Source organism: uncultured Xylophilus sp. (genome assembly GCA_913776965.1).
In the GTDB taxonomy this organism is placed as follows: Bacteria; Pseudomonadota; Gammaproteobacteria; order Burkholderiales; family Burkholderiaceae_C; genus Xylophilus.
Genome location: CAJYQL010000102.1, coordinates 1 through 23,815, shown reverse-complemented (window position 1 = coordinate 23,815; position 23,815 = coordinate 1). Strand labels below are relative to the sequence as shown.

The following is a 23,815-nucleotide window of genomic DNA, read 5'->3' as shown; positions in this document are numbered from 1 at the left end:
GCCGTCGAATCCTGCATTGAGCACCTCCTTCACCGACCAGCTCGACCGCCACGGTGCGTGGCGCGTCGATACCGCCGCGCAACTGCGCTCCCTCGCCGCATGGCTGGTCGCCCAGGATCTGGCCGATGCCCCGCTGGCGTCCCGGCTGGAGCAGGTCGCGGAAGGGCTGCTGCGCGACCGGGTGATGGTGGCTTTCGTCGCGGAATTCTCGCGCGGCAAGTCCGAACTGATCAACGCGATCTTTTTTGCGCAGCACGGGCGCCGCATCGTGCCGGCCAGCGCGGGCCGCACCACGATGTGCCCGACCGAACTGGCGTTCGATCCGGGCATTCCGCCCTGTCTGCAGCTGCTGCCGATCGAGACCCGGCTGGAGGCGCGGCCGCTCGGCGCCTGGCGGATGGTGCACGACGCCTGGACACGCCTGCCGCTGGATCTGCACGATCCGGTGCAGATGGCGAAGTCGCTGGAGACGGTGGCGCAGGTGCGCCGGGTGACGCCCGAGACGGCGCGCTCCCTCGGCTTCTGGGACGACGAAACGCCCGAGGACAATCCGCTGATCGGCCCTGACGGGCTGGTCGAGGTGCCGATGTGGCGCCATGCGCTGGTGAACATCGACCATCCGCTGTTGCGCCAGGGCCTGGTGGTGCTTGACACGCCGGGGCTGAACGCGATCGGCGCCGAGCCCGAACTCACGGTGCAGCTGCTGGCCGAGGCGCATGCCACGGTGTTCCTGCTGGCGGCCGACGCCGGCGTCACCCGGTCCGACATGGGGCTTTGGCGGGAGTACCTGGCGCCGCGCGAGGGCGAGGATCCGCGGGCCGACAGTCGGATCGTGGTGCTCAACAAGATCGACGCGCTCTGGGACGGCATCAGCAGCGCGCAGGAAGTCCAGGCCCAGACGGAGCGGCAGCGGGCAGTCTGCGCCGGCATGCTCGGGCTGGTGGCGGCGCGGGTGATTCCGCTGTCGGCGCAGCGCGGATTGGTCGCGCGGATCAACCAGGATGCCGCACTGCTCCAGGCGAGCGGCCTGCCGCTCCTCGAATCGGTGCTCGCCGAAAGCATCGTCGAGCGCCGGCGCACGATCCTGCACGGCACGGTCGCGTCGGCCCTCGGTCGTGTCCGCCACGACGCGGCGCGGCGCATCGCCATGCGCCGCCGCGACATCGACGAACAGATGCTGGAATTGCGCAGCCTGCGCGGCAAGAACAGCGGCGTGATCGCCGGCATGCGTGCGCGGGTCGAGATGGAGCAGCAGGAGTTCGATGCGAGCGAGAAACGGGTGCAGGCGCTGCATGCGGTGCGCCATCGGCTGCAGCGGGATCTGCGCCAGTGCCTCGGCCACGATGTACCGCTGGCGGAATTCGCGGAACTGCAGGATCTGCTGACGCAGCCGGGCTTCAAGCTCGGCGCCCGGCGCGCCTACGACCAGGCGTTCGGGCGCTCGGCCGAACGGATCGTCCGCGCCAGCCGGGCGCTCGACGAGATCCACGCGATGCTGGAAGCCTGCTTCCGGCAGCTCAACACCGAATTCGGCTTTTCGCTTCAGTTGCCTCCGCCGCCGAATATCGCGACGCGCGCGGAGCAGGTGACGCAGATCGCCCGGTCCCATGCGCAGTACGTGGGTGTGGCCAACGCGATTCGCTTATCGCAGCCGTCGTTTGCGGGACGGCTCGCCCGGGCACTGGCCTCTCGGGTGCAGGCCATCCTGGCCGAAGCGCAGCAAGAGGCCGAAAGCTGGGTCCGGTCGTCGGTGGCGCCGGTGGACCTGCAGCTGCGCGAGCGGCGGCACGCTTTCGTGCGGCGCATCGACGCGATCGACCGGATCCGCGGCGCGGCATCCGGCCTCGGCGACCGCATGGAGGAGCTGGAGGCGCAGATCACCGGACTCGATGCGCTCGAGGTCGAGCTGCGCGAGCGGACCGACGCCTTCCAAGACACAGCCGACATTCCTGTCGTACCAACAGCGGCAGCGCCGACCGCCGCGCCCGCCGTGCCGGCGTGATCCCGTTGCCTGCCGATTTCGCCGAAAGGGTCGTGGACTGGCACGCCACCCACGGCCGCCACACCCTGCCATGGCAGAACACCCGCGATCCGTACCGGGTGTGGCTGTCCGAAATCATGCTGCAGCAGACGCAGGTGGCCACGGTACTGGATTACTACCCGCGCTTCCTGGCGCGTCTGCCCGACGTCCGGGCGCTGGCCGAAGCGCCGGCGGACGTGGTGATGGGTCTGTGGAGCGGGCTGGGTTATTACAGCCGCGCGCGCAATCTGCACCGTTGCGCGCAGGTCGTCGTGGAGTCCTTCGGCGGTGCATTTCCGAAGACTGCGGCCCAGCTGGAGACACTGCCGGGCATCGGCCGCTCCACCGCAGCGGCCATCGCGTCGTTCTGCTTCGGCGAGCGGGCGGCGATCCTCGACGCCAACGTCAAGCGGGTGCTGACCCGGGCATTGGGATTCGATGCGGACCTTGCGCGGCCGGCAAACGAGCGGGCCCTCTGGGAGGCCGCGACAGCGCTTTTGCCGCACGGCGATCCTGCAACGCTGCTGCAGACCATGCCGCGCTATACCCAAGGACTGATGGACTTGGGCGCGACGGTCTGCGTGCCACGACGGCCGCTCTGTCTTCTGTGCCCGCTGCAGTCCGTGTGCGTGGCGCAGCGCGAAGGGCGTCCGGAGGCTTACCCGGTCCGGACCCGCACGGTGCGACGCTCCAGTGAATCCTGGTGGCTGCTGATCGCGCGCGATGGTGCTGGGCGGGTCTGGATGGAACGCCGCCCGGCGCGCGGCATCTGGGCCGGACTGCACTGCCCGCCGGTCCATGTGCACCACGAGGCAGTTGTCGAAGCGGCGGCTCCGCTGGACGCGGCGCTGCAGGAGCTACCGGTCTTCCTGCATGTCCTGACCCACAAGGACCTGCACCTGCATCCGGTGATCGTCGATGCACCCGAAGGGCGGGCGCCGGCGGGCGACGGACGCTGGTGCGAACCGGCCGAATGGGCGGCGCTGGGACTGCCCGCACCGGTGCGCAAGCTGTTGGCGGCGTTGCCAAACTGATACCTTGCGACGCAACGCGCCGCGTCGTTTCAACGGGCGTCGAGTTCGCGATGGCGCTTGAGGGTGGACCACTGACTGCCGAAATGCTCGGCGAGCCGTTCGACCAGATACACCGAGCGGTGCTGGCCACCGGTGCAGCCGATGCCGACCGTCACGTAGCTCCGGTGGTCACGTGCCAGCAGGTCGAGCCAGCGGGAGAGGAAGCCGGCGATGTCGTCGAACATGCGGTGGACCTCGTCGTGGGCCCGCAGGAAGTCGGCGACCGGCGCGTCCCGACCGGTCAGGGCGCGCAGGCCGGGCTCATAGTGCGGATTGGGCAGCATGCGCACGTCGAACACATAGTCCGCATCGACCGGGATGCCGCGCTTGAAGGCGAACGATTCGAATACCAGCAGCAGCTGCGATGGCGGCGCCGAGATCACCGCCTTGACGTAGCGCTGCAACTGTGCACCCAACATCAGGCTGGAATCGATCACGTGGGCGTGTTCGCGCAGATCCGAGAGCAGTTCACGTTCCAGTTCCATCGCCTGGACCAGTGCATGCTGCTGGTCGGCCGCATCGTGGCGCGATAGCGGATGGCGGCGCCGGGTTTCCGAATACCGCCGCACCAGCGTGTCGGTGCTGGCATCGAGAAACAGCAAGCGGACGTTCACGCCCTGTGCCCGGAGCACCGCCAGCTGCTGCGGCACCAGGGGCAGCGAGGCCGCACTGCGCGCATCCATCGCGATCGCCACCTGGACGGCGCCCTGCCGCTGTTCGAGCGCGACGAACGGCAGCAGCAGATCCGGCGGAAGGTTGTCGACGCAGTAATAGCCGGCATCTTCCAGTGCATGCAGCGCGACCGATTTGCCGGAACCCGACATGCCGGTGATCAGGATCAGTTCGAGGGCAGGGACGGCAGGCTGCATCGGTGGTGATGGAAGTCAGAGCAGGGCGCCGGCCGGCGCCCGGGCCGCAACTTGCAGCATTTCGCGGGCGTGGGCCGTGCCGGCGCCCGATCGCTGCTGACCGCCGAGCATGCGGGCGATCTCGGCGACGCGGGCTTCGTCCTGCACGGCGTCGACACTGCTGCCGGTGCGGCCGCCCTCGCGCTGCTTTGAGACGACCAGGTGGTGGTCGGCGCAGGCGGCGACCTGCGCGAGATGGGTGACGGCCAGCACCTGCCGGTCGCGGCCGAGCTGCTGCATCAGCCGGCCGACCGTTTCCGCCACGGCGCCGCCGACGCCCGAATCGACCTCGTCGAAGATCAATGTCTGGGCCGTCCCGAGCTGGCTGGTCGTCACGGCGATGGCGAGTGCGATACGCGAAAGCTCGCCGCCGGAAGCCACCTTGCCGACCGGCCGCGGGGTGCTGCCGGCATGGCCTGCCACCAGGAAGGCCACGTCCTCCAGCCCGCTGGCGCTCGCGTTCTCGGATGTCTGCAGCGCCACTTCGAAACGGCCGCCCTGCATGCCCAGGCCCTGCATCGCCTCGGTGATCGCCCGCGACAGCCGCGGCGCCGCCTTGGCGCGGGCGCGCGACAGGATCTTCGCTTCGTCCAGGAAACGGCGGGATGCCGCCTGTTCCGTGGCCTCCAACGCGGCGACGTCGGATGCCGCATCCAGCCGGGCCAACTCTTCACGCCAGCCGGCCAGCAGCATCGGCAGCTCTTCCGGCCCGCGGCGGAAGCGGCGGGCAAGCGACATCCACAGCGCCATCCGGTCGTCGAGCGCGGCCAGCCCCTGCGGGTCCGGGTCGGTGCGCCGCAGGTATGCATGCAGCGAATGGGCCGCATCCTCGGCCTGGGCGAGGCTCGACGCGACCACCTCCGCCAGCGCCCGGAATTCGGGCTCCAGATGCGACTGTTCGTCGAGCAGCGATTGCGCCCGCGCCAGCCCGGCGGTGGCACCCTGTTCGTCGGCCTCGAGCGCATCGAGTGCGCCCTGCGCACCGTCGATCAGCGCCTGGGCATGCGACAGCCGGGTGTGGCGGGCGTTGAGCTCTTCCCACTCATCGGCCGCCGGCTGCAGTTTGTCGACTTCGGCGATCTGCCAGGCCAGCCGCTCGCGTTCCCGCTGCAGCGAATCCTGGGCCTGGCGCGCGTCGGCCAGCTGGCGCTGGGCGGCGCGCCACGCATGCCAGAGGCGCGTGAGCGGTTGGGTGTCGAGACCGGCATAGGCATCGAGCAGGCCGCGCACCGCGTCGGGCCGGGTGAGGCTCTGCCAGGCGTGCTGGCCGTGGATGTCCAGCAGCCGGTCGCCGATCTCGCGCAGCTGCGTGGCGGTGGCGGCGCTGCCGTTGATCCAGGCGCGGCTCTTGCCCTGGGCATCCACCGTGCGCCGCAGCAGCAACGTGGCGCCGGCTTCGAAGCCGGCGTCGTCGAGCCACGCCGACAGGTCGGGCGGCGTGTCGAACTCCGCGCTGATTTCCGCGCGGGTGGCGCCTTCGCGCACCACCGCCGCATCGGCGCGGCTGCCGAGCGCCAGCTGCAATGCATCGACGAGAATCGACTTGCCGGCGCCGGTCTCGCCGGTCAGCACGGTGAAGCCCGGCCCTACATCCAGTTCCAAAGCACGCACGATGACGAAATCGCGCAGCGCGAGATGCTTCAATGCCACCGCTCAGGATCCTCCCTCGTTCCAGTGCAGCTTGCGGCGCAGGGTCGAGAAGTAGTTCCAGCCCTCCGGGTGCAGGAAGCGCACCTGGTGGCGCGAGCGCCGCACGACGACCCGGTCGCCGTGCAGGAGGGAGGCGAGCGACTGCATATCGAAATTCGCGCTGGCATCGCGGCCTGCTACCAATTCGATCGTGACCTCCGCAGCATCGGCGAGCACCAGCGGCCGATTCGACAGGGTATGCGGGGCGATCGGCACCAGCACCCAGCCCGCCACGGCCGGATGCAGCATCGGGCCGCCGGCCGACAGGGCATAGGCGGTCGAGCCGGTCGGCGAGGCCACGATCAGACCGTCGGCGCGCTGATTGGCTACGAAGTGTCCGTCGATTTCCACCCGCAGCTCGACCATGCCGGAAGTGGCGCCACGGTTGACGACCACGTCGTTCATCGCGAGCGCCTTGAACACGCATTCGCCGTCGCGCATCACCTGCGCTTCCATCAGCGTGCGCCGGTCCTCGGTATAGGCGCCACGCAGCATCGGCGCGAGCGTCGCCTCGAAGTTCTCCAGCGGGATGTCGGTGACGAAGCCGAGCCGGCCCTGGTTGATGCCGATCAGGGGAATATCGTGGCAGGCGAGCTGCCGGCCGATGCCGAGCATCGTGCCGTCGCCGCCCACCACCAATGCGAGGTCGCAGTGGGCGCCGATGCCGGCAGGATCGAGCGCGGGGTAATCCAGGCCGCTGCCGATCGCCGTCGCCGATTCCAGCGATACCTGGCAGCCCTGGCGTTCCAGGAAATGCGCGACGGCCTGCAGACTTTCCCGCGCACTGTCGTGGCCCGCGCCGCCAGCGGCCGGCACATGGTACTTGCCGACCAGGGCGACATGGCGAAAACGCGAGTTCATCCGAAAATTAGATCACTAAAATCGTGACATGCTCGACGATCGTGCCAAGTTGTTGATGAAGGCGCTGGTAGAGCGCTATATCGCCGACGGCCAGCCGGTCGGCTCGCGCACGCTGTCGCGCGCCGCCGGCATCGAACTCTCGCCGGCGACCGTTCGCAACGTGATGGCCGACCTCGAGGAACTCGGCCTGATCGCGAGCCCGCACACGTCGGCCGGCCGCATTCCCACGGCCCGTGGCTACCGCCTGTTCGTCGACACGATGCTGACCGCCCAGCGGCCCGTCTTTGCCGAACAGCGCATCGCACCGGACCAGCCGCAGAAGGTGATCGCGCACGCGGCGCAGATGCTGTCGAATCTCTCGCAGTTCGTCGGTGTGGTCATGGCGCCGCGCCGCACGTCGGTCTTCCGCCACATCGAATTCCTGCGGCTGTCGGAGCGGCGCATCCTGGTGATCATCGTCTCGCCCGATGGCGACGTGCAGAACCGGGTGATCTTCACCGAGACCGATCTGCCGCAGGGGCGGCTGATCGAGGCAGCCAATTTCCTCAATGCCCACTATGCGGGCCTCGCCATCGAGCAGGTGCGCGAGCGGCTAAAGTCGGAAGTCGAAGCGCTGCAGGGCGAAATCGCGGAACTGATGCGGGCCGCGGTCAGCGCGTCGGCCGAAACCGCGGGCGACGAGGTGGTCATCTCGGGCGAACGCAACCTGCTCGCGGTGGCGGATTTCTCCAGCGACATGGGACAGCTGCGCCGCGCCTTCGACCTGTTCGAGCAGAAGACCCAGCTGATGCAGCTGCTGGATGTGTCGAGCCAGGCTGCCGGCGTACGGATCTACATCGGTGGCGAGAGCCACGTGGTGCCGGTCGAGGAGCTGTCCGTCGTCAGCGCACCGTACGAAGTGGATGGCCAGGTGGTCGGCACCCTCGGCGTGATCGGGCCGACGCGCATGCCGTACGACCGGATGATCCAGATCGTCGACATCACCTCGAAGCTCGTCAGCAACGCGCTCAGCCATCAGCGGTGAGGGCCGGAGGCCATGCGACAATCGCGGGTTCGGCGGGCCGTTAGCTCAGTTGGTTAGAGCAGGGGACTCATAATCCCTTGGTCACAGGTTCAAGTCCTGTACGGCCTACCACCGTAGGCCTCCGAAAGAAAATTCAAAAAGTTTTGCGCTTCGGCGGAAGGTGCCAGAAACTGGTGCTAGAATACGAGGCTTAGCGGCTGTAGCTCAGCTGGATAGAGTACTTGGCTACGAACCAAGGGGTCGTGGGTTCGATTCCTGCCAGCCGCACCATATGGAAGCCCCGAGATCATTAGGTCTCGGGGCTTTTTCATTTGTTCTGCAGGTTGGTCGTGATCCCTGCGAAGCTGGCGGCCCGGGCGTACGGCTGGTGGGCGCCTGCAGGGATAAGCGCCGACCGCACCGGCAGGCGCTCCTGCGCGCTTACATCAACAGATGCTCGCCCGCGTTGTCCCCGCCCAGGATCACGTAGTTCACCTTGCGGATGTCCAGCAGCTTCTTCCCGCCGGCATAGCTGATCGAGCTCTGCACGTCCTGCTCCATCTCGACCAGGGTGTCGGCGAGCCGGCCCTTGATCGGTTCCAAGATGCGCTTGCCCTCGACATGCTTGTACTCGCCCTTGTTGAAGTCGCTGGCCGAGCCGTAGTACTCCTTGTACTGCTCGCCGTCCACTTCCACGGTCTGGCCGGGCGACTCCTCGTGGCCGGCGAACAGGGAGCCGATCATGACCATGGTGGCGCCGAAGCGGATGCTCTTGGCGATGTCGCCGTGGCTGCGGATACCGCCGTCGGCAATGATCGGCTTGGTGGCCACGCGGGCGCACCACTTGAGCGCCGACAGCTGCCAGCCGCCGGTGCCGAAGCCGGTCTTGAGCTTGGTGATGCACACCTTGCCCGGGCCCACGCCCACCTTGGTGGCGTCGGCGCCCCAGTTCTCCAGGTCGATCACCGCCTCGGGCGTGGCCACGTTGCCGGCGATCACGAAGGACTGCGGCAGCTTCTCCTTCAGGTAGCCGATCATGTTCTTCACGCTGTCGGCATGGCCGTGCGCGATGTCGATGGTGATGTACTCGGGCACCAGGCCCTCGGCGACCAGCGTGTCGACCGTCGCGTAGTCGGGCGCCTTCACGCCCAGCGAGATCGACGCATAACAACCGGCCGCGTGCATGTCGCGCACGAACTGCACGTTGTCCAGGTCGAAGCGGTGCATCACGTAGAAGTAGCCGTTCTCGGCCATCCAGCGGCAGATGCGTTCGTCGACCACCGTCTTCATGTTGGCCGGCACCACCGGCAGGCGGAAGGTGCGGTCGCCGAGCGCGATGCTGGCGTCGCATTCGGACCGGCTTTCCACGCGGCACTTGCGCGGCAGCAGCAGGACGTTGTCGTAGTCGAAGATTTCCATGTTCCAAGCTCCTTGGGAAAAGGATCGCCGCGCGAGGGATTTCGCGGCGGCGTGGGGCGCTTGGCCTGGTCCGGCTGACTCGGGGCGCCGCAGGAGGCGCCCAAAAGAAAACCGGGCGCAAGAAACTTGGGCCCGGTGCTTGATTCTAGGCATCGCGGCAGAGCGCGTATGTCGTGCGGCCGTATACACCTTATACGGGCACGGACACCGCCACAGGGTGCGCTTCCTACAATGCCGCATGTCTCCACACGATCCGCAGGCCGGCCTTTTTGCGTCGGCCGCCGCGACCTCGGCCGATACGGCCGCCGCTGCCTCGCCCCTCCTCGCCAACCTCAATCCCGAACAGCTCGCGGCCGTCACGCTGCCGCAGGGCCATGCGCTGATCCTCGCCGGCGCCGGCTCCGGCAAGACCCGGGTGCTGACCACCCGCATCGCCTGGCTGCTGCAGAACGGGTACGTGTCGCCGGGCGGCATCCTGGCCGTCACCTTCACCAACAAGGCCGCCAAGGAGATGGGCGTGCGCCTGTCGGCGATGTTGCCGGTCAATGTGCGGGGCATGTGGATCGGCACCTTCCACGGCCTGTGCAACCGGCTGCTGCGGGCGCATCACAAGTCAGCCGGGCTGCCATCCACCTTCCAGATCCTCGACACGCAGGACCAGCTGTCGGCGATCAAGCGGCTGATGAAGCAGCACAACGTCGACGACGAGCGGTTTCCCGCCAAACAGACGATGTACTTCATCTCCGGCGCCAAGGAGGATGGCCTGCGACCCGGCGACATGGAGGCGCGCGACGACGAGACACGCAAGAAGATCGAGCTCTACAAGTTGTACGAGGCGCAATGCCAGCGCGAGGGCGTGGTCGATTTCGGCGAGCTGATGCTGCGCAGCTACGAACTGCTGCGCGACAACCCCCCGATCAAGGAGCATTACCAGCGGCGCTTCCGGCACATCCTGGTGGACGAATTCCAGGACACCAACCGGCTGCAGTACGCCTGGCTGAAGCAGCTTGCCGGGCCGGAGAGCAGCGTGCTCGCGGTCGGCGACGACGACCAGAGCATCTATGCCTTCCGCGGCGCCAACGTCGGCAACATGGCCGACTTCGTGCGCGAGTTCGAGGTGCGCTACCAGATCAAGCTGGAGCAGAACTACCGCAGCTTCAGCAACATCCTCGATTCGGCCAACCACCTGATCAGCCACAACAAGAAGCGGCTCGGCAAGAACCTGCGCACCGACCAGGGCCCCGGCGAGCCGGTGCGGGTGCACGAATCGACCAGCGACTTCGCCGAGGCGCAGTGGATGGTCGAGGAGATGCGGCTGCTGTTCCGCGAAGGCTTCGAGCGCAAGGAAACCGCGGTGCTCTATCGCAGCAACGCGCAGAGCCGGGTGATCGAGACGGCGTTGTTCAACGCCGCGGTGCCTTACCGGGTGTACGGCGGCCTGCGCTTCTTCGAGCGGGCCGAGATCAAGCATGCGCTGGCCTACCTGCGGCTGCTGGAGAACCCGCAGGACGACACCTCATTCCTGCGGGTGGTGAACTTCCCGCCGCGCGGCATCGGCGCCCGTACGCTGGAGCAGCTGCAGGACAGCGCGCGCGCCAAGGGCACATCGCTGCACGATGCGGTCGGCACGCTCGGCGGCAAGGCCGGCGCCAACCTGGGCGCCTTCGTTGCGAAGATCGACGTGCTGCGCGAGCAGACCCAGGGCATCACCCTGCGGGAGATCATCGAGCTGGTTTTGGACCACAGTGGCTTGGTCGAGCACTACAAGGCCGACCGCGAAGGCGCCGACCGGCTGGAAAACCTGGGCGAGCTCGTCAACGCCGCCGAGAGCTTCGTCACGCAGGAAGGCTTCGGCCGCGATGCGGTGGCGCTGCCGATGGACGAGCTGCAGCAGTCGCCGGCCAGCCAGGGGCTCGACCCGTCACTGCCGGTGCTGGACGAGCCGCTCGCGCCCGACGCCACGACCGGCGAGACGCTGTCGCCGCTGGCCGCCTTCCTCACCCATGCGGCGCTGGAGGCCGGCGACAACCAGGCCCAGGCCGGCCAGGACGCGGTGCAGCTGATGACGGTGCATGCGTCGAAAGGGCTGGAATTCGACTGCGTCTTCATCGGCGGCATGGAGGAGGGCCTGTTTCCCCACGAGAACTCGATGAACGACTACGAGGGCCTGGAGGAGGAGCGCCGGCTGATGTACGTGGCGATCACCCGGGCCCGCAAGCGCCTCTACCTCAGCCATTCCCAGACCCGGCTGCTGCACGGCCAGACGCGCTACCACGTGCGCAGCCGCTTCTATGACGAGCTGCCGGAAGAGGCGCTGAAGTGGATCACGCCCAAGCAGCAGGGCTTCGGCGGGTTTGCTCCTGATTCAGGAGCATCCCGTGCAGGCTGGGCGGGCGCTAGGGGTGGATTTTCGTCTCAACCGACCACCTTTGCGAGTCCGCCGGTGCCGGTCCAGAAGGCCGCGCCGTCGCACGGCATCCGCGCCGGGCTGCAGGTGTTCCATGCCAAGTTCGGCGAAGGCACGGTGCTGGCCGTCGAGGGCAACGGCGACGATGCCCGGGCGCAGGTCAATTTCCCGCGCCACGGCGTGAAGTGGCTGGCGCTGTCGGTGGCGAAGCTGACGGTGGTGTAGCCCGCGGCAGCGCAGCCCGCGGACGCGGTGCGGCGCCTATTCGCCGCCGCTGCCGGCGCCGCGGCGCGGCCGGCTGGCCGGATGCACCATGCCGGCCGGCGCCGGGTCCAGCGTGCCCATCCCGTCGCGGTCGCCGCGGCGGCCGGCGGTCTCCCAGGGGGTGCGCTGGCCGACGAGGCGGGCGAGCATCTCCATCTCGTCGTCGGTGTGGTTCAGCGGGACGGTCGGCATCAGCCGCTGGCCGGTGGTGCCGGGCGCGGGCAGGCTGCGGGCCCAGAAACCCTGGTGGTAGTCGGCGCGGCTGGTCAGCCGGTCGCCACCGGCGTCGAGGTCCACCGTGCCGAAGCAGGTGCAGAAATAGGTGCGCGGGCCCTCGGGCACCCGGTCGACCTCGGCATAGATGCCGGTGCCGCGGATGCCGGCGGTGACCGTCGGCGTGACCAGCGAGCGGCGCTCGCCGCGGCCCCAGACGGCCGCCAGCGCGCCGGTCGTCAGCCGCAGCAGGCCGACCGCGTTCAGCGTGCTGCCGCGCTCGACCGTGAGAACCGAGCTTTCGCGCAGCCGGAACGCATCGCCGCCGAGCACGAACACCAAGTCGGCGCCGGGCGCGGTCTGCAGCCGGTCGCCGGTGACGATGGTGTCGCCCGGGCCGAGCCGCGCGCCGTTGCGCAGCACCTCGCCCGACAGCGCGACGATGTTGCCGCGCACCTGCGCCAGCGCATCCGTCGCCGGCGCACCCAGCGCGACCGCGGCGCCGAGCAGCAGCAGTTCGCGGCGCGGCAGGCTGTCGGCCGAAGTACCCGCACCGTCTGCGCGGGAAGAGTGAACGCAGGCGGTCATGGGCGGGCTCCGGTGGGGCGGATCGGGCGACTCAGTCGTCGCTGCCGACCGTGGTGGTTTCGGCGCTGGGCGGCGGCGCGACGAAGCAGTCGATGAAGGTGAAGTAGAGCGACGTGAAGAACATCGCGGCCAGCACGATCGCCGAGCCGGTCATCAGGCCGGCCGCGACGCCGGCGGCCAGCGGCGAATCGGCGCCGCCGAGTACGCCGGTCAGCAGCAGCAGCGTGGTGAACAGGCCGACCGCCAGTCCACCGAGGATGAAGATGCCGACCCAGGCGATGCCGTAAAGCGTGAAGGCGCCGACGTTGCGCAGGCAGGCGACGATGCTGAAGAACAGGCTCTTGGCCGGCGTGATCCGGTACCAGAAGACCAGCGCCGGCGCATGCCAGAACAGCATCGACAGCGGCAGGTAGAGCAGCACCATCGCCCACATCGCCGCCTGCACGCCGGGGGCGCCGAGCGTCTCGCGGTCCAGCCGGCCCTCGAACAGGTAGGCGCGGGCGAACTGGCCGCCGTCGAACAGCGAGGAGATGCCCAGCGCCACCAGGAAACCGCCGGCGTAGAGGGCGCCCAGCAGCAGCATCGGCCGGGTGTATTCCGCGCCAGCCCGGAAGGCCGCGACCAGGTTCGCCGGGCGTGCCGGTCGGCCGTGCACCGCCTCGCGGGTGGCCGACATCATCCCGAGCGTGGCTGCCGGCAGCAGCACCATGGTCAGCACGAAGCCGATCACCGGCACCATCGCCGCGATCGTGAGTCCGAGCAGGAACAGGAAGAAGTTGGTCGCCATCGCGACCGGCTGGCGGAAGAAGGTGCGCACCCCGCTGCGGGCCCACTGCAGGCCGGTGGACGCGGGGACGATGTGCAGGCGCATGGCGGGTCGGGCCTCAGGCGGGAAGGGCGACGGCAGCGGCCGGCGCTGCGGCGGAGGCGACGCGCCGGCGCAGCACCCGCTCGAAATGGGTGGGGTCGTGCGGCGTCAGCAGCGCGGCTTCGCGCGGGAGGTGGAAGTCCCAGAGTCGGGAGATCCAGAAACGCAGCGCCGCCGCCCGCAGCATCGCCGGCAGCAGCGTGCGCTCGGCCGCCTCCAGCGGACGCACCGCCGCGTAGGCCGCGAGCAGCGCGTCGGCCCGGTCGGGCAGCAGCGCGCCGGTCGGATGGTCGATGCACCAGTCGTTCAGGCAGACGCCGATGTCGAACAGGAAGCTGTCGACGCCGGCGAAGTAGAAGTCGAAGAAGCCGGTCAGCGTCGTGCCGTCGAACATCGCGTTGTCGCGGAACAGGTCGGCATGCACCGGGCCGCGCGGCAGGGCGGCGTAGGCGGGCAGGGCGGCGACGTGGTTCTGGTAGGCGAGTTCGGCGCGCAGCAGTTCGGCCTGGTCGGGATCGAGGTGCGGCAGTACGACCGGCGCCGTCTCGTTCCACCAGGCGAGGCCGCGCAGGTTCGGCTGGTGGCGGGCGAAGTCGCGGCCGGCCAAGTGCATGCGGGCCAGCATGTCGCCAAGCGCCGCGCAGTGGGCGGCCTCGGGCGCCAGCTGGCTGCGGCCGGCGAGCCGGTTGACGACCGCCGCCGGCTTGCCGCAGAGGCGGTGCAGCACGTTGCCGGCGCGGTCGGGCGCCGGGTCGGGCACCGGGATGCCGCGGGCGGCCAGATGCTGCATCAGGTACAGGTAGAACGGCAGCTGCTCGGCGGTGAGCCGCTCGAACAGGGTCAGCACGTAGTCGACCGTCGCGCCGTCGTCGGGCGCATCGTCCGGGCGGACGGTGACGAAATAGTTGGTGTTCTCGATCCCGCCGGCGATGCCGCGCAGGTCGGTCAGTTCGCCCAGGCGCAGCTGGCGCAGGAGCTTGCGGGCCTCGTCCGCGGGGACTTCGGTGAATACGGCCATGGCGTGGAAGGGAAGGGCCGGGCCCTGCAGAGAAAACGGAGGAAGGTCAGAAACCGAGCACGTTCCAGACGCGCTGGCCGTGGTTGGTTTCGGCGCCGTCGCGGCCGCCAGGGCTGCGGCGGGTGCCGTCGGTCGGGGTGATCTGGTACCGCGGCACGTTGGCCTTGGGCTGGACGGTGATGCTCTGCGTCTGGCCGCCGTAGCGCACCTCGTCGATGCGGCTGCCGCCGTCTTCCACCCGGATGCGCTCGACCCGCTGCTCGACCCGCGGCTTCTGGCCGGTGGCGGGATCGGCGTCCAGCGGTACCGGCGCCTGGGCGAACGCGCCGGTCGCGGCGAGCAGCGCCGACAGCGCCGCGAGGCGCGCAAAACGGGGGTCGGCAGGGCGGAGGGCAGGGGCGGCGGGCATCCCGGGATTGTAGGCGCTACCCCGCACGGAACGGTACATCGTCCCGGGGGGCGGCAGGCACAATCGCGCCATGAGCGACCCCTCCACCGGCCCCGCGGCCGACCCGATCGCCGCCGCCGCGGCGGTCGCCGCCTCCGTCCCCGAAGCGGGCCACAACACGCTGCTGCTGATCGACGGCTCCAGCTACCTCTACCGCGCCTTCCACGCCATGCCCGACCTGCGGGCGGTGCCGGGCGATCCGACCAGCCCGGCGACCGGTGCGATCCGCGGCATGGTCAACATGCTGCATGCGCTGCGCCGCGAAGTGCGCGCCAAATACGCCGCCTGCGTGTTCGACGCCTCCGGCCCCACCTTCCGCAACGCGCTGTACCCGCAGTACAAGGCCCAGCGCGCGCCGATGCCCGACGACCTGCGCAGCCAGATCGAGCCGATCCACGAGGTGGTGCGGCTGCTCGGCTGGCCGGTGCTGTGCGTGCCCGACGTCGAGGCCGACGACGTGATCGGCACGCTGGCGGTCGCCGCCTCGCGCCAGGGCATCGAGGTGATCGTCTCCAGCGGCGACAAGGACCTGAGCCAGCTGGTGGACGAGCACATCACCATCATCGACACGATGAACGGCAAGAAGCGCGACGTGGCCGGCGTGACCGCCGAGTTCGGCGTACCGCCGTCGCTGATGGTGGACTACCAGACGCTGGTCGGCGATGCGGTCGACAACGTGCCGGGCGTGCCCAAGGTCGGTCCGAAGACCGCCGCCAAGTGGCTGCTGGAATACGGCTCGCTCGATGCGCTGATGGCCCGCGCCGACGAGATCAAGGGCGTGGCCGGCGAGAACCTGCGCAACGCCCGCGACTGGCTGCCCCAGGGCCGCGCGCTGGTGACGATCCGCACCGACTGCGATTTGGCCGGCCACGTCGCCGGACTGCCTGCTATGGATTCCATAGCTATGGGCGCCCAGCAGACGGGCGCTCTGAAGGCTTTTTACGAGAAGTTCGGCTTCCGGAACATGGCGCGGGCGCTGGACGAACAGGAAGCCGCGCCCGAGCTGATCCAGAAGTCGAAGAAGCCCGGCCGCCCGCCCGACCCCGGCCTGTTCGACGAGCCGGCCGAGGCGGCGGCCGAGAAGGTCAGCAACCTGCGCTACGACACGGTCCTGGACTGGAAGACTTTCGACCGCTGGTTCGCCCGCCTGCAGGCAGCCGACCTGGTCGCGATCGACACCGAGACCACCTCGCTCGACGAGATGCGCGCCGAGATCGTCGGACTGAGCTGGAGCGTCGAGCCCGGCGAGGCCGCCTACGTGCCGCTGGCCCACGACTACCCCGACGCGCCGGCCCAGCTGCCGCGCGACGAGGTGCTCGCAAAGCTCAAGCCCTGGCTGGAGGACCCGGCACGCGCCAAGCTCGGCCAGCATGTGAAGTACGACCGCCACGTCTTCGCCAACCACGGGATCGAGGTGCAGGGCTACGCCCACGACACGATGCTGCAGAGCTATGTGCTCGAAGTGCACAAGCCGCACGGCCTGGGCAGCCTGGCCGAGCGGCACCTGGGCCGCAGCGGCATCAGCTACGAGGACCTGTGCGGCAAGGGCGCGAGCCAGATCCCGTTCAGCCAGGTCGACATCGCCAAGGCCGCGGAATACTCGGCCGAGGATTCGGACCAGACGCTCGACGTGCACCGCACCCTCTGGCCGCGGCTGGAGCAGGACGCCGCGCTGCGCGGCATCTACGACCTGGAGATCGCCAGCAGCGAAGTGCTCTACCGCATCGAGCGCAACGGCGTGCGGATCGACGCCGAGCAGCTGGCCGCGCAAAGCCACGACCTGGGCCAGCGCATCCTGCAGCTGGAGCAGGAGGCGCACGAACTGGCCGGCCAGCCTTTCAACCTGGGCAGCCCCAAGCAGATCGGCGAGATCTTCTTCACCAAGCTCGGCCTGCCGATCGTCAAGAAGACCCCGAGCGGCGCGCCCAGCACCGACGAGGAGGTGCTGGAAAAGCTCGCCGAGGACTATCCGCTGCCGGCCAAGATCCTGCAGCACCGCGGCCTGTCGAAGCTGAAGGGCACCTACACCGACAAGCTGGCGCAGCTCGCGCTGCCGCGCACCGGCCGGGTCCACACCCACTACGCGCAGGCGGTGGCGGTGACCGGGCGGTTGTCCAGCAACGACCCCAACCTGCAGAACATCCCGGTGCGCACCGCCGAAGGCCGCCGGGTGCGCGAGGCCTTCGTCGCGCCGCCCGGCAGCCTGATCGCGAGCGCCGACTACAGCCAGATCGAGCTGCGCATCATGGCCCACCTGTCGGGCGACGCGGCGCTGCTGCATGCGTTCACCGAAGGCATCGACGTGCACCGCGCGACCGCGGCCGAGATCTTCGGCGTGGCGCTGGAGCAGGTCTCCAGCGAACAGCGCCGCTACGCCAAGACGATCAACTTCGGGCTGATCTACGGCATGAGCAGCTTCGGTTTGTCGAAAGCGCTGGGGATTGAGACCAAGGCGGCGGCCGCGTACATCGACCGGTACTTCCAGCGCTTCTCGGGCGTGAAGACCTACATGGACGAGACCCGCGCCGGCGCAAAGGAGCGCGGCTACGTGGAGACGGTGTTCGGGCGGCGCCTCTACCTGCCGGAGATCAACTCTCCGAACGGCCCGCGCCGCGGCGGCGCCGAGCGCGCCGCGATCAATGCGCCGATGCAGGGCACCGCGGCCGACCTGATCAAGAAGAGCATGGTCGAGGTGCAGCGGGTGCTGGATGCCGAGGGCCGCGCCACCAAGATGGTGCTGCAGGTGCACGACGAACTGGTGTTCGAGGTGCCCGAGGCCGAGGCCGACTGGGTGCGCGCCGAGGTGCCGCGGATCATGGCCGGCGTGGCCGACCTGAAGGTGCCGCTGCTGGCGGAAATCGGCTTCGGGCCGAACTGGGAAAAGGCGCATTAGCTGAGCACGCCCCCAGGCTGCGCGCGTCGCGCTCCGCCTGCCCCCCCCGCCGGGGCGCCGCCGGTGGACCGGCAGAGCCGGATCCACGGCGTCCACTGGAAATGCAGTGTGTAACGCGGTGGTGACGGTGGGTTTCTACACTGCCTGTCCCTTCTTCTCTTTCGGAGACACCGAATGCTGCGCGACGACTTGCGATCCGACCTCGATTCCCTGCTGCCCGGCCAGTCGACCGAACGCGGCGCCAGCCGCCGCACCGCGCTGAAGGTCGCGCTGGGCGCGGGCTACGCCGCCTCGACGCTGCCGATCGCCGCGCAGACGGCGATCCGCACGCCGGCCGACGGCCTGTCGACCGGCATGCTCGGCTACGACGTCGGCGGCTTCAAGGTGCCGGGCTACTGGGCGAAGCCTGAGGGCAAGACCGGGCTGCCGGTGCTGCTGGTGGTGCAGGAAATCTTCGGCGTGCACGAATACATCCAGGACACCTGCCGGCGCTTCGCCAAGCTCGGCTATTTCGCCATCGCGCCCGAGCTGTTCGCGCGGCAGGGCGATCCGAAGCAGGTGCCCGAGATGGCGCGGCTGCAGTCGGAGATCGTCTCGAAAGTGCCGGACGCACAGGTGATGCGCGACCTGGACGCCGCGCTGGCCTGGGCGGCGACGCAGGGCGGCGACGTGTCGCGGGCCGGCATCACCGGCTTCTGCTGGGGCGGCCGCATCACCTGGCTGTACGCCGCGACCGGCAAGGTCAAGGCCGGCGTGGCCTGGTACGGCCGGCTGGTCGGCAACGCGACCGACTTGACGCCGAAGCATCCGGTCGACATCGCCGCCAGCTTGCAGGCGCCAGTGCTGGGCCTGTACGGCGGCAAGGACACCGGCATCCCCCTTGACACTATTGATAAGATGAAATCAGTACTGGCGACCGGCAGCGCGGCGGCCAAGGCGTCGGAGTTCGTCGTATACCCGGAGGCGGGCCATGCCTTCCATGCCGACTACCGGCCGAGCTATGTGGCGTCGGCCGCGGAAGACGGCTGGAAGCGCGCAGTGGCTTGGCTGAAGCAGCACGGCGTGGCCTGACCCGCGTCCGCGCCGCCGGCGCCTCGTCCACGGGCCGTCCTGCCTCGGTGCAGGGCGGCCTTTTTCGTGGCCGGTCGGATCGTGAAGAAACAGCGTGTTGGCGCAAGTGGGAAGGGCGGGAGTAGCTATGGAATTGGTAGCAATCGTGGGAGCGACGCTGGTTGCAGGCGTTGGCAGCGTCTGGATCGCCGCGCTGCTGCTGCGCATCGGCGTGAACGGCCGGGGCGGCATCGGGCCGCAGCACCTGCTGAGCTTGGCCGCCGGCGCGCTGCTGGCGACCGCCTTCATGCACCTGCTGCCGGAGGCGTTCGAGGCCGGCACATCACCGCAGGCGCTGTTCGCAACGCTCTTGGTCGGCGTGGTGTTCTTCTTCCTGCTCGACAAGGCCGAACTCTGGCACCACGGACACGAGCACCACCACGGCGTCGCCGAACCCGCGCACGTCCACGGGCATAGCCACCATGACCATGACCATGCACACGCCCACTCCCACAGCCCCCGGGGTGGCGGCTGGGCGATCCTGACCGGCGACAGTGTCCACTGCTTCGGCGACGGCATCCTGATCGCCTCGGCCTTCGCGGCCGACCTGCGGCTCGGCTTCGTTGCGGCGCTGGCGGTGCTGGCGCACGAGGTGCCGCACCATATCGGCGACCTAGTGGTGCTGCGGCAGGTGGGTGGCGGCGGCCGGCGCATGGCGCTGGTGAAGGTCTCGCTCGCCGGCTCGGTCACCGCGCTCGGCGGGCTGACCGGCTACCTGCTGGTGGGCCAGCTGCACGACCTGCTGCCGTACTTCCTGGTGGCGGCGTCGAGCAGCTTCGTCTACGTCGCGCTCGCCGACCTGATCCCGCAGCTGCAGAAACGCCTGGGCGCCCGCGAAACGGCCGCGCAAATCGCGTGGCTGCTGGTTGGCATCGTGCTGGTGACGGCTGCAGGCTGGCTCGCGCACGGAGGGCCCGACCACGATCACGACCATGCGGGCCATGACCACGGCCACGCAGGCCATGACCACGGCGCTGCACCCGGAGCAGCCCCGTCCGGCGGGGCGTCCGCCGTGCCGCGCTGAGGCGGCCGGTCAGCGCGGCTGCAGGGCGGCGGTGGCGCGGTCGACTGCCGCGCGGTCGAGGGCCGACACCTTGCAGTTGTTGGTGAGGAAGAGCTGCGTCAGGTGGGCATGCCGGCCCTGCGCATAGGCCGTGGCCATCGCCGACTGCTGGTACTGCTGCATCGCGTCGGCCATGCCGGACATCGACGGCGTGGCCGCGAGACTGGTGGCCGACGACACCAGCGTGCCCGCGACCGCGCCGACGCCCGGCACCAGCGACAGCAGCGAACTGGCGACCGAGCCGACCTGGCTGACCGCCATCGAGCCGGACTGCGATTCCATCGCCATCCGCATGAAGTCCGGCGGCGGAGGTGCTGCGGCGACGGTTTTTTCCAGGACGCCGGCTTCGGCATAGATCTGCTCGCAGGCCAATTCGTTGTCGGTCATGCGCGCCACGCTCATCGACGGGCCGCCCATGCCCATACCTCCCATGCCGCCGAGCATCGCCGCCGGATCCACCACCATCGCGCCGCCGTCGAGCATCACGCCGCGCTGGGCGTGGGCTGGGGCGATCAGGCAAAGCAACGCCATCCCGGCGGCGGTGCGCACAAGGGTCGGGAGGGTAGGACGGGCGGTGGCGGGCATGGCGGGGTGTTCCAGTAGGGCTGCGGGCAACCGGCGATTGTCGGAAGCCGTAGCCCGGTCCGCAAGCACCCAGGGCGTCGGCTGTCGTCCGTGCGTTTCAGCGCACCAGGTTGTCGCGCACCGCGACCACCTGGCGGCGCGATACGCCGACCAGTTCCGGCACGCCGTGCAGCCGCACTGCCCAGCTCTCGCCCTCGATCGCGTCGTAGTTGCGCTCCAGGCTGCGGATCGCGTGGCGCGCCACCAGCGCATTGCGGTGCACACGTAGGAATAGCGGCGCATGCCGTTCTTCCAGCTCCTGCAGCGACCCGTCGAAGATGTAGCTGCGCTCGGCGGTGCGGACGGTCAGGTACTTGAGTTCGGCCTTGATGAACAGGATGTCGCCGATCGGCACCCGTTCCACCCGGCCGCGGACCTGGATCACCAGCGTGTCGGCCGTCTCCTCGCCGGGGAGCTGCGCCTTCGCCTGCGCTTCGGCGCGGGCCTGCACCAGCCGCTCGACCTTCTGCAGCGCCTGCAGCAGCCGCTCGCGCGGCACCGGTTTGGTCAGGTAGTCCACCGCATCGACCTCGAACGCTTCCAGCGCGTGCGAGGCGTGGGCGGTCACGAAGACCACCGCCGGCGGCATGGCGAGGGAGCGCAGCACGCTGGCCAGCGTCAGGCCGTCGCTGCCGGGCATCTGGATGTCGAGCAGCGCCAGGTCGTAGCGCTGGCTGCGCAGCAGTTCCAGCGCCTGGGTGGCGCTGTCGGCCTCGTCGAGGCGCTGCGGCGCGAGGGGGCCGCAGTCGCTCAGCAGGGTGCGCAGCCGGCGGCGGGCGAGCGCTTCGTCGTCGACGATCAGGATATCCAGGGGCATGGCGGCAACGGGCGGCGACGGTCGGGTACGGCAGGAATCACGGTCAGGCGGGCATACGGAGTCGCACGTGAAACAGATCGCCCTTGCGCTCGGCGCGGAAGGAGGACTGCAGGTCGTGCATCAGGAACAGGCGGTCGCGGACGTTGGCCAGCGCGATGCCGTGGCCTGCGCGGCAGGGCGGACCCATCGGCGCGGGCGGCGGCACGGTATTCGTGATGCGCACGATGACAGACTGGCCGCGCCGCTCGGATTCGACCCGTAACCGCGCCTGGCCGGCATGCGACTCGACGCCGTAGATCACCGCATTTTCGACGAGCGGCTGCAGCAGCAGAGGCGGCAGCAGCGCACCGGCCGCGGCCGGGTCGAGCGCCCATTCGACCTGCATCCGGTCGCCGAAGCGGATCTGCTCCATCCGCAGGTAGCGGCGGGCGAGGTCGCATTCCTCGGCAAGGGTCACCGTCGCGGCCGGGTCCATCAGGGCGCGGCGGAACAGTTCGGCCAAGTCCTCCAGCAGCAGTTCCGCCCGCACCGGTTCCTCGCGTACCAGCGCGATCGCGCTGTTGAGCGTGTTGAACAGGAAGTGCGGCCGGATGCGCGCCTGCAGTTCGGCCAGCCGCGCCGCGCTTTCGGCCGGGTTGTGGCCGCGGGCCCGCAGGGTCATGCCGGCCACCGCGACGATCGCCAGCAGGATGCCGGCAGCGGTCGCGCCGAACCACGGCACCCGCTCCAGCGGCAGCGAGGCGGCGGCGACCAGGGTGGCGCAGGCGGCCATCCCGGCCGCCGCCCCGAGCGCGCCGCCGACGAGGTAGTGCATCGCCAGGCTGCTGCGCTTCATCAGCGGCCCCAGGCTGCAGATCAGCAGCAGCCAGGCGAGCGTCGGCGGCAGCATGGCGCCGCCGTAGAAGGCCCAACGCACCAGCCAGGCCCCGATGCCGTCGGCCGGGAACATCGCGGCGATGCCGCCCACGCCCTGGACGAACAGCACGATGCGCAGGGCCACGCCGCCGCGGCACGCATCGAACGGGCCGCGCGGCCGCAGCGGCGCCAGCGCATCGGCGTCGGCGTCGTCCAGGGGAGGGACCGATAAAATCTCCGGCTCTTTCATTGGCAGGCACCGGATGTAACCGGTTGTTTGCAAACCGGATTATTGCCGTTCCCATGCCGTCCGTCCCTCCCCATTCCCCTGCCGCCGCCTCCGTCAACCAGCTCGACCGCAAGGCGGAAGCGTGGTCCGCGCTGTTCTCCGAGCCGATGAGCGACCTGGTCAAGCGCTACACCTCCAGCGTGTTCTTCGACAAGCGGCTCTGGCAGGCCGATATCGAGGGGAGCCTCGCGCATGCGGAAATGCTCGCCGCCCAGGGTGTGATCGCCGCGGAGGACCATGCCGCGATCCAGCGCGGTATGGCGCAGGTGGCCAGCGAAATCGCGTCGGGCGCCTTCGAATGGAAGCTCGACCTGGAAGACGTGCACCTGAACATCGAGGCGCGCCTGACCCAGCTGGTGGGCGATGCCGGCAAGCGGCTGCACACCGGCCGCAGCCGCAACGACCAGGTCGCGACCGACGTGCGGCTCTGGCTGCGCGGTGAGATCGACGGCTTGGCGCTGCTGCTGGTCGACCTGCAGAAGGCGCTGCTGGAGATCGCCGAGCGCAACGCCGACGTGATCCTGCCGGGCTTCACCCATCTGCAGGTAGCCCAGCCGGTGTCGTTCGGCCACCACATGCTGGCCTACGTGGAAATGTTCTCGCGCGACGCGGAGCGGCTGCATGATGCCCGCCGCCGGGTGAACCGCCTGCCGCTGGGCGCCGCGGCGCTGGCCGGCACCAGTTATCCGCTGGACCGCGAGCGGGTCGCGAAGACGCTCGGCATGGAAGGCGTGTGCCAGAACAGCCTGGACGCCGTGAGCGACCGCGACTTCGCGATCGAGTTCACCGCCGCCGCCTCGCTCTGCATGGTGCACATCAGCCGGCTGTCGGAAGAACTCATCCTGTGGATGAGCCAGAGCTTCGGCTTCATCGACATCGCCGACCGTTTCTGCACCGGCTCGTCGATCATGCCGCAGAAGAAGAACCCGGACGTGCCGGAACTCGCCCGGGGCAAGACCGGCCGCGTCGTCGGCCACCTGATGGCGCTGATCACGCTGATGAAGGGCCAGCCGCTCGCCTACAACAAGGACAACCAGGAAGACAAGGAGCCGCTGTTCGACACGGTGGACACCCTGCGCGACACGCTGCGCATCTTCGCGGAGATGGTCGGCGGCATCACCGTCAAGCCCGAGGCGATGGAAAAGGCGGCGCTGCGCGGCTATGCCACCGCCACCGACCTGGCCGATTATCTGGTCAAGAAGGGACTGCCCTTCCGCGATGCCCATGAAACGGTGGCGCATGCCGTGAAGGCTGCGGTTTCGCACAACTGCGATCTGTCGGAGTTGCCGTTGTCCGTGCTGCAGGAATTCAATCCCGGGATCGACAAGGACGTGTACGACGCCCTGTCGCTGCGCGGCTCGCTGGAGGCGCGCAACACGCTGGGC

Annotated in this window: 19 protein-coding genes and 2 tRNA genes; 10 read left to right on the top strand and 11 right to left on the bottom strand. The window is 69.3% G+C overall.

Features of this window, described 5'->3' with window-relative positions:
* Positions 1 to 16: 16 nt before the first annotated feature.
* Positions 17 to 2,002 carry a dynamin family protein gene (locus QZ500_RS14560; protein ID WP_295856124.1) on the top strand — a complete coding sequence of 662 codons (1,986 nt, stop codon included), beginning with the start codon at positions 17 to 19 and terminating at the stop codon, positions 2,000 to 2,002.
* Positions 1,999 to 3,054 (top strand): A/G-specific adenine glycosylase, encoded by a 1,056-nt coding sequence (gene mutY / locus QZ500_RS14555; RefSeq protein WP_295856123.1) that lies wholly within the window; start codon positions 1,999 to 2,001, stop codon positions 3,052 to 3,054. The genes QZ500_RS14560 and mutY overlap by 4 nt, the downstream gene beginning before the upstream one ends.
* 29 nt (positions 3,055 to 3,083) lie before the next feature.
* Here mutY and rapZ read toward each other — a convergent pair whose 3' ends face one another.
* From rapZ to QZ500_RS14540, 3 genes are read right to left on the bottom strand one after another with little or no spacing between them, the layout of a single operon-like run.
* Entirely contained in the window at positions 3,084 to 3,962 is an 879-nt protein-coding gene (gene rapZ / locus QZ500_RS14550) for an RNase adapter RapZ (RefSeq protein ID WP_295856122.1), read from the bottom strand.
* Between the two features lie 15 nt (positions 3,963 to 3,977).
* Positions 3,978 to 5,651, bottom strand: a complete 1,674-nt coding sequence (gene recN, locus QZ500_RS14545) for a DNA repair protein RecN (protein ID WP_295856121.1) — start codon at positions 5,649 to 5,651, stop codon at positions 3,978 to 3,980.
* A gap of 3 nt (positions 5,652 to 5,654) precedes the next feature.
* Positions 5,655 to 6,551 carry an NAD kinase gene (locus tag QZ500_RS14540; protein WP_295856120.1) on the bottom strand — a complete coding sequence of 299 codons (897 nt, stop codon included), beginning with the start codon at positions 6,549 to 6,551 and terminating at the stop codon, positions 5,655 to 5,657.
* A gap of 28 nt (positions 6,552 to 6,579) precedes the next feature.
* Between QZ500_RS14540 and hrcA the strand changes: the two genes are divergently transcribed.
* The 3 genes from hrcA (at position 6,580) to QZ500_RS14525 (ending at position 7,845) form a co-directional block, all read left to right on the top strand.
* Positions 6,580 to 7,575: a heat-inducible transcriptional repressor HrcA gene (gene hrcA / locus QZ500_RS14535; RefSeq protein ID WP_295856119.1), complete on the top strand. Its 996-nt coding sequence runs from the start codon at positions 6,580 to 6,582 to the stop codon at positions 7,573 to 7,575.
* Positions 7,576 to 7,609: 34 nt separating this feature from the next.
* Positions 7,610 to 7,686, top strand: a tRNA-Ile gene (locus QZ500_RS14530).
* Positions 7,687 to 7,768: 82 nt separating this feature from the next.
* A tRNA-Arg gene (locus QZ500_RS14525) sits at positions 7,769 to 7,845 on the top strand.
* A 150-nt stretch (positions 7,846 to 7,995) separates the two neighbouring features.
* Here QZ500_RS14525 and QZ500_RS14520 read toward each other — a convergent pair.
* Positions 7,996 to 8,973: a GMP reductase gene (locus tag QZ500_RS14520; protein WP_295856118.1), complete on the bottom strand. Its 978-nt coding sequence runs from the start codon at positions 8,971 to 8,973 to the stop codon at positions 7,996 to 7,998.
* A 238-nt stretch (positions 8,974 to 9,211) separates the two neighbouring features.
* On the opposite strand from QZ500_RS14520, the gene QZ500_RS14515 reads away from it, so the two are divergent.
* Positions 9,212 to 11,605: a UvrD-helicase domain-containing protein gene (locus QZ500_RS14515; protein ID WP_295856117.1), complete on the top strand. Its 2,394-nt coding sequence runs from the start codon at positions 9,212 to 9,214 to the stop codon at positions 11,603 to 11,605.
* Positions 11,606 to 11,641: 36 nt separating this feature from the next.
* On the opposite strand, the gene QZ500_RS14510 is transcribed toward QZ500_RS14515, so the two are convergent.
* The 4 genes from QZ500_RS14510 to QZ500_RS14495 are packed head-to-tail and all read right to left on the bottom strand — an operon-like array spanning position 11,642 to position 14,740.
* On the bottom strand, positions 11,642 to 12,445 hold the full coding sequence (locus QZ500_RS14510; RefSeq protein ID WP_295856116.1) for an iron dicitrate transport regulator FecR: 804 nt from the start codon (positions 12,443 to 12,445) through the stop codon (positions 11,642 to 11,644).
* Between the two features lie 31 nt (positions 12,446 to 12,476).
* Positions 12,477 to 13,316, bottom strand: coding sequence for a BPSS1780 family membrane protein (locus QZ500_RS14505; RefSeq protein ID WP_295856115.1), 840 nt, complete (start codon positions 13,314 to 13,316; stop codon positions 12,477 to 12,479).
* Positions 13,317 to 13,329: 13 nt separating this feature from the next.
* Positions 13,330 to 14,331 carry a homoserine kinase gene (locus tag QZ500_RS14500; protein WP_295856114.1) on the bottom strand — a complete coding sequence of 334 codons (1,002 nt, stop codon included), beginning with the start codon at positions 14,329 to 14,331 and terminating at the stop codon, positions 13,330 to 13,332.
* A 46-nt stretch (positions 14,332 to 14,377) separates the two neighbouring features.
* Complete coding sequence (locus QZ500_RS14495; RefSeq protein WP_295856113.1) at positions 14,378 to 14,740, bottom strand: hypothetical protein; 363 nt, start codon at positions 14,738 to 14,740, stop codon at positions 14,378 to 14,380.
* Positions 14,741 to 14,810: 70 nt separating this feature from the next.
* Between QZ500_RS14495 and polA the strand changes: the two genes are divergently transcribed.
* The 3 genes from polA to QZ500_RS14480 all read left to right on the top strand — a co-directional run bounded on the left by polA (position 14,811) and on the right by QZ500_RS14480 (position 19,806).
* Positions 14,811 to 17,672, top strand: coding sequence for a DNA polymerase I (gene polA, locus QZ500_RS14490; RefSeq protein ID WP_295856112.1), 2,862 nt, complete (start codon positions 14,811 to 14,813; stop codon positions 17,670 to 17,672).
* A 174-nt stretch (positions 17,673 to 17,846) separates the two neighbouring features.
* Complete coding sequence (locus QZ500_RS14485; RefSeq protein WP_295856111.1) at positions 17,847 to 18,743, top strand: dienelactone hydrolase family protein; 897 nt, start codon at positions 17,847 to 17,849, stop codon at positions 18,741 to 18,743.
* A gap of 127 nt (positions 18,744 to 18,870) precedes the next feature.
* A complete protein-coding gene (locus QZ500_RS14480; protein ID WP_295856110.1) occupies positions 18,871 to 19,806 on the top strand; it encodes a ZIP family metal transporter in 936 nt (311 codons plus the stop codon).
* Positions 19,807 to 19,815: 9 nt separating this feature from the next.
* Here the strand turns inward: QZ500_RS14480 and QZ500_RS14475 are convergent, their stop codons facing one another.
* From QZ500_RS14475 to QZ500_RS14465, 3 genes are all read right to left on the bottom strand, one after another.
* Complete coding sequence (locus QZ500_RS14475; protein ID WP_295856109.1) at positions 19,816 to 20,430, bottom strand: hypothetical protein; 615 nt, start codon at positions 20,428 to 20,430, stop codon at positions 19,816 to 19,818.
* Between the two features lie 97 nt (positions 20,431 to 20,527).
* Positions 20,528 to 21,286 (bottom strand): response regulator, encoded by a 759-nt coding sequence (locus QZ500_RS14470; protein WP_295856108.1) that lies wholly within the window; start codon positions 21,284 to 21,286, stop codon positions 20,528 to 20,530.
* 43 nt (positions 21,287 to 21,329) lie between these two features.
* Positions 21,330 to 22,391 (bottom strand): histidine kinase, encoded by a 1,062-nt coding sequence (locus QZ500_RS14465; RefSeq protein ID WP_295856107.1) that lies wholly within the window; start codon positions 22,389 to 22,391, stop codon positions 21,330 to 21,332.
* A gap of 53 nt (positions 22,392 to 22,444) precedes the next feature.
* On the opposite strand from QZ500_RS14465, the gene argH reads away from it, so the two are divergent.
* Positions 22,445 to 23,815 (top strand): argininosuccinate lyase (argH, locus tag QZ500_RS14460; RefSeq protein WP_295856106.1); only part of this gene is annotated, 1,371 nt, incomplete at its 3' end.

Coding starts and splice junctions, on each gene's coding strand:
- hrcA (WP_295856119.1), top strand. CDS start 6,580: ATGCTCGACGATCGTGCCAAGTTGTTGATGAAGGCGCTGGTAGAGCGC.
- QZ500_RS14540 (WP_295856120.1), bottom strand. CDS start 6,551: ATGAACTCGCGTTTTCGCCATGTCGCCCTGGTCGGCAAGTACCATGTG.
- polA (WP_295856112.1), top strand. CDS start 14,811: ATGAGCGACCCCTCCACCGGCCCCGCGGCCGACCCGATCGCCGCCGCC.
- QZ500_RS14515 (WP_295856117.1), top strand. CDS start 9,212: ATGTCTCCACACGATCCGCAGGCCGGCCTTTTTGCGTCGGCCGCCGCG.
- QZ500_RS14520 (WP_295856118.1), bottom strand. CDS start 8,973: ATGGAAATCTTCGACTACGACAACGTCCTGCTGCTGCCGCGCAAGTGC.
- QZ500_RS14485 (WP_295856111.1), top strand. CDS start 17,847: ATGCTGCGCGACGACTTGCGATCCGACCTCGATTCCCTGCTGCCCGGC.
- QZ500_RS14505 (WP_295856115.1), bottom strand. CDS start 13,316: ATGCGCCTGCACATCGTCCCCGCGTCCACCGGCCTGCAGTGGGCCCGC.
- QZ500_RS14500 (WP_295856114.1), bottom strand. CDS start 14,331: ATGGCCGTATTCACCGAAGTCCCCGCGGACGAGGCCCGCAAGCTCCTG.
- QZ500_RS14475 (WP_295856109.1), bottom strand. CDS start 20,430: ATGCCCGCCACCGCCCGTCCTACCCTCCCGACCCTTGTGCGCACCGCC.
- rapZ (WP_295856122.1), bottom strand. CDS start 3,962: ATGCAGCCTGCCGTCCCTGCCCTCGAACTGATCCTGATCACCGGCATG.
- QZ500_RS14495 (WP_295856113.1), bottom strand. CDS start 14,740: ATGCCCGCCGCCCCTGCCCTCCGCCCTGCCGACCCCCGTTTTGCGCGC.
- QZ500_RS14510 (WP_295856116.1), bottom strand. CDS start 12,445: ATGACCGCCTGCGTTCACTCTTCCCGCGCAGACGGTGCGGGTACTTCG.
- QZ500_RS14480 (WP_295856110.1), top strand. CDS start 18,871: ATGGAATTGGTAGCAATCGTGGGAGCGACGCTGGTTGCAGGCGTTGGC.
- QZ500_RS14470 (WP_295856108.1), bottom strand. CDS start 21,286: ATGCCCCTGGATATCCTGATCGTCGACGACGAAGCGCTCGCCCGCCGC.
- QZ500_RS14465 (WP_295856107.1), bottom strand. CDS start 22,391: ATGAAAGAGCCGGAGATTTTATCGGTCCCTCCCCTGGACGACGCCGAC.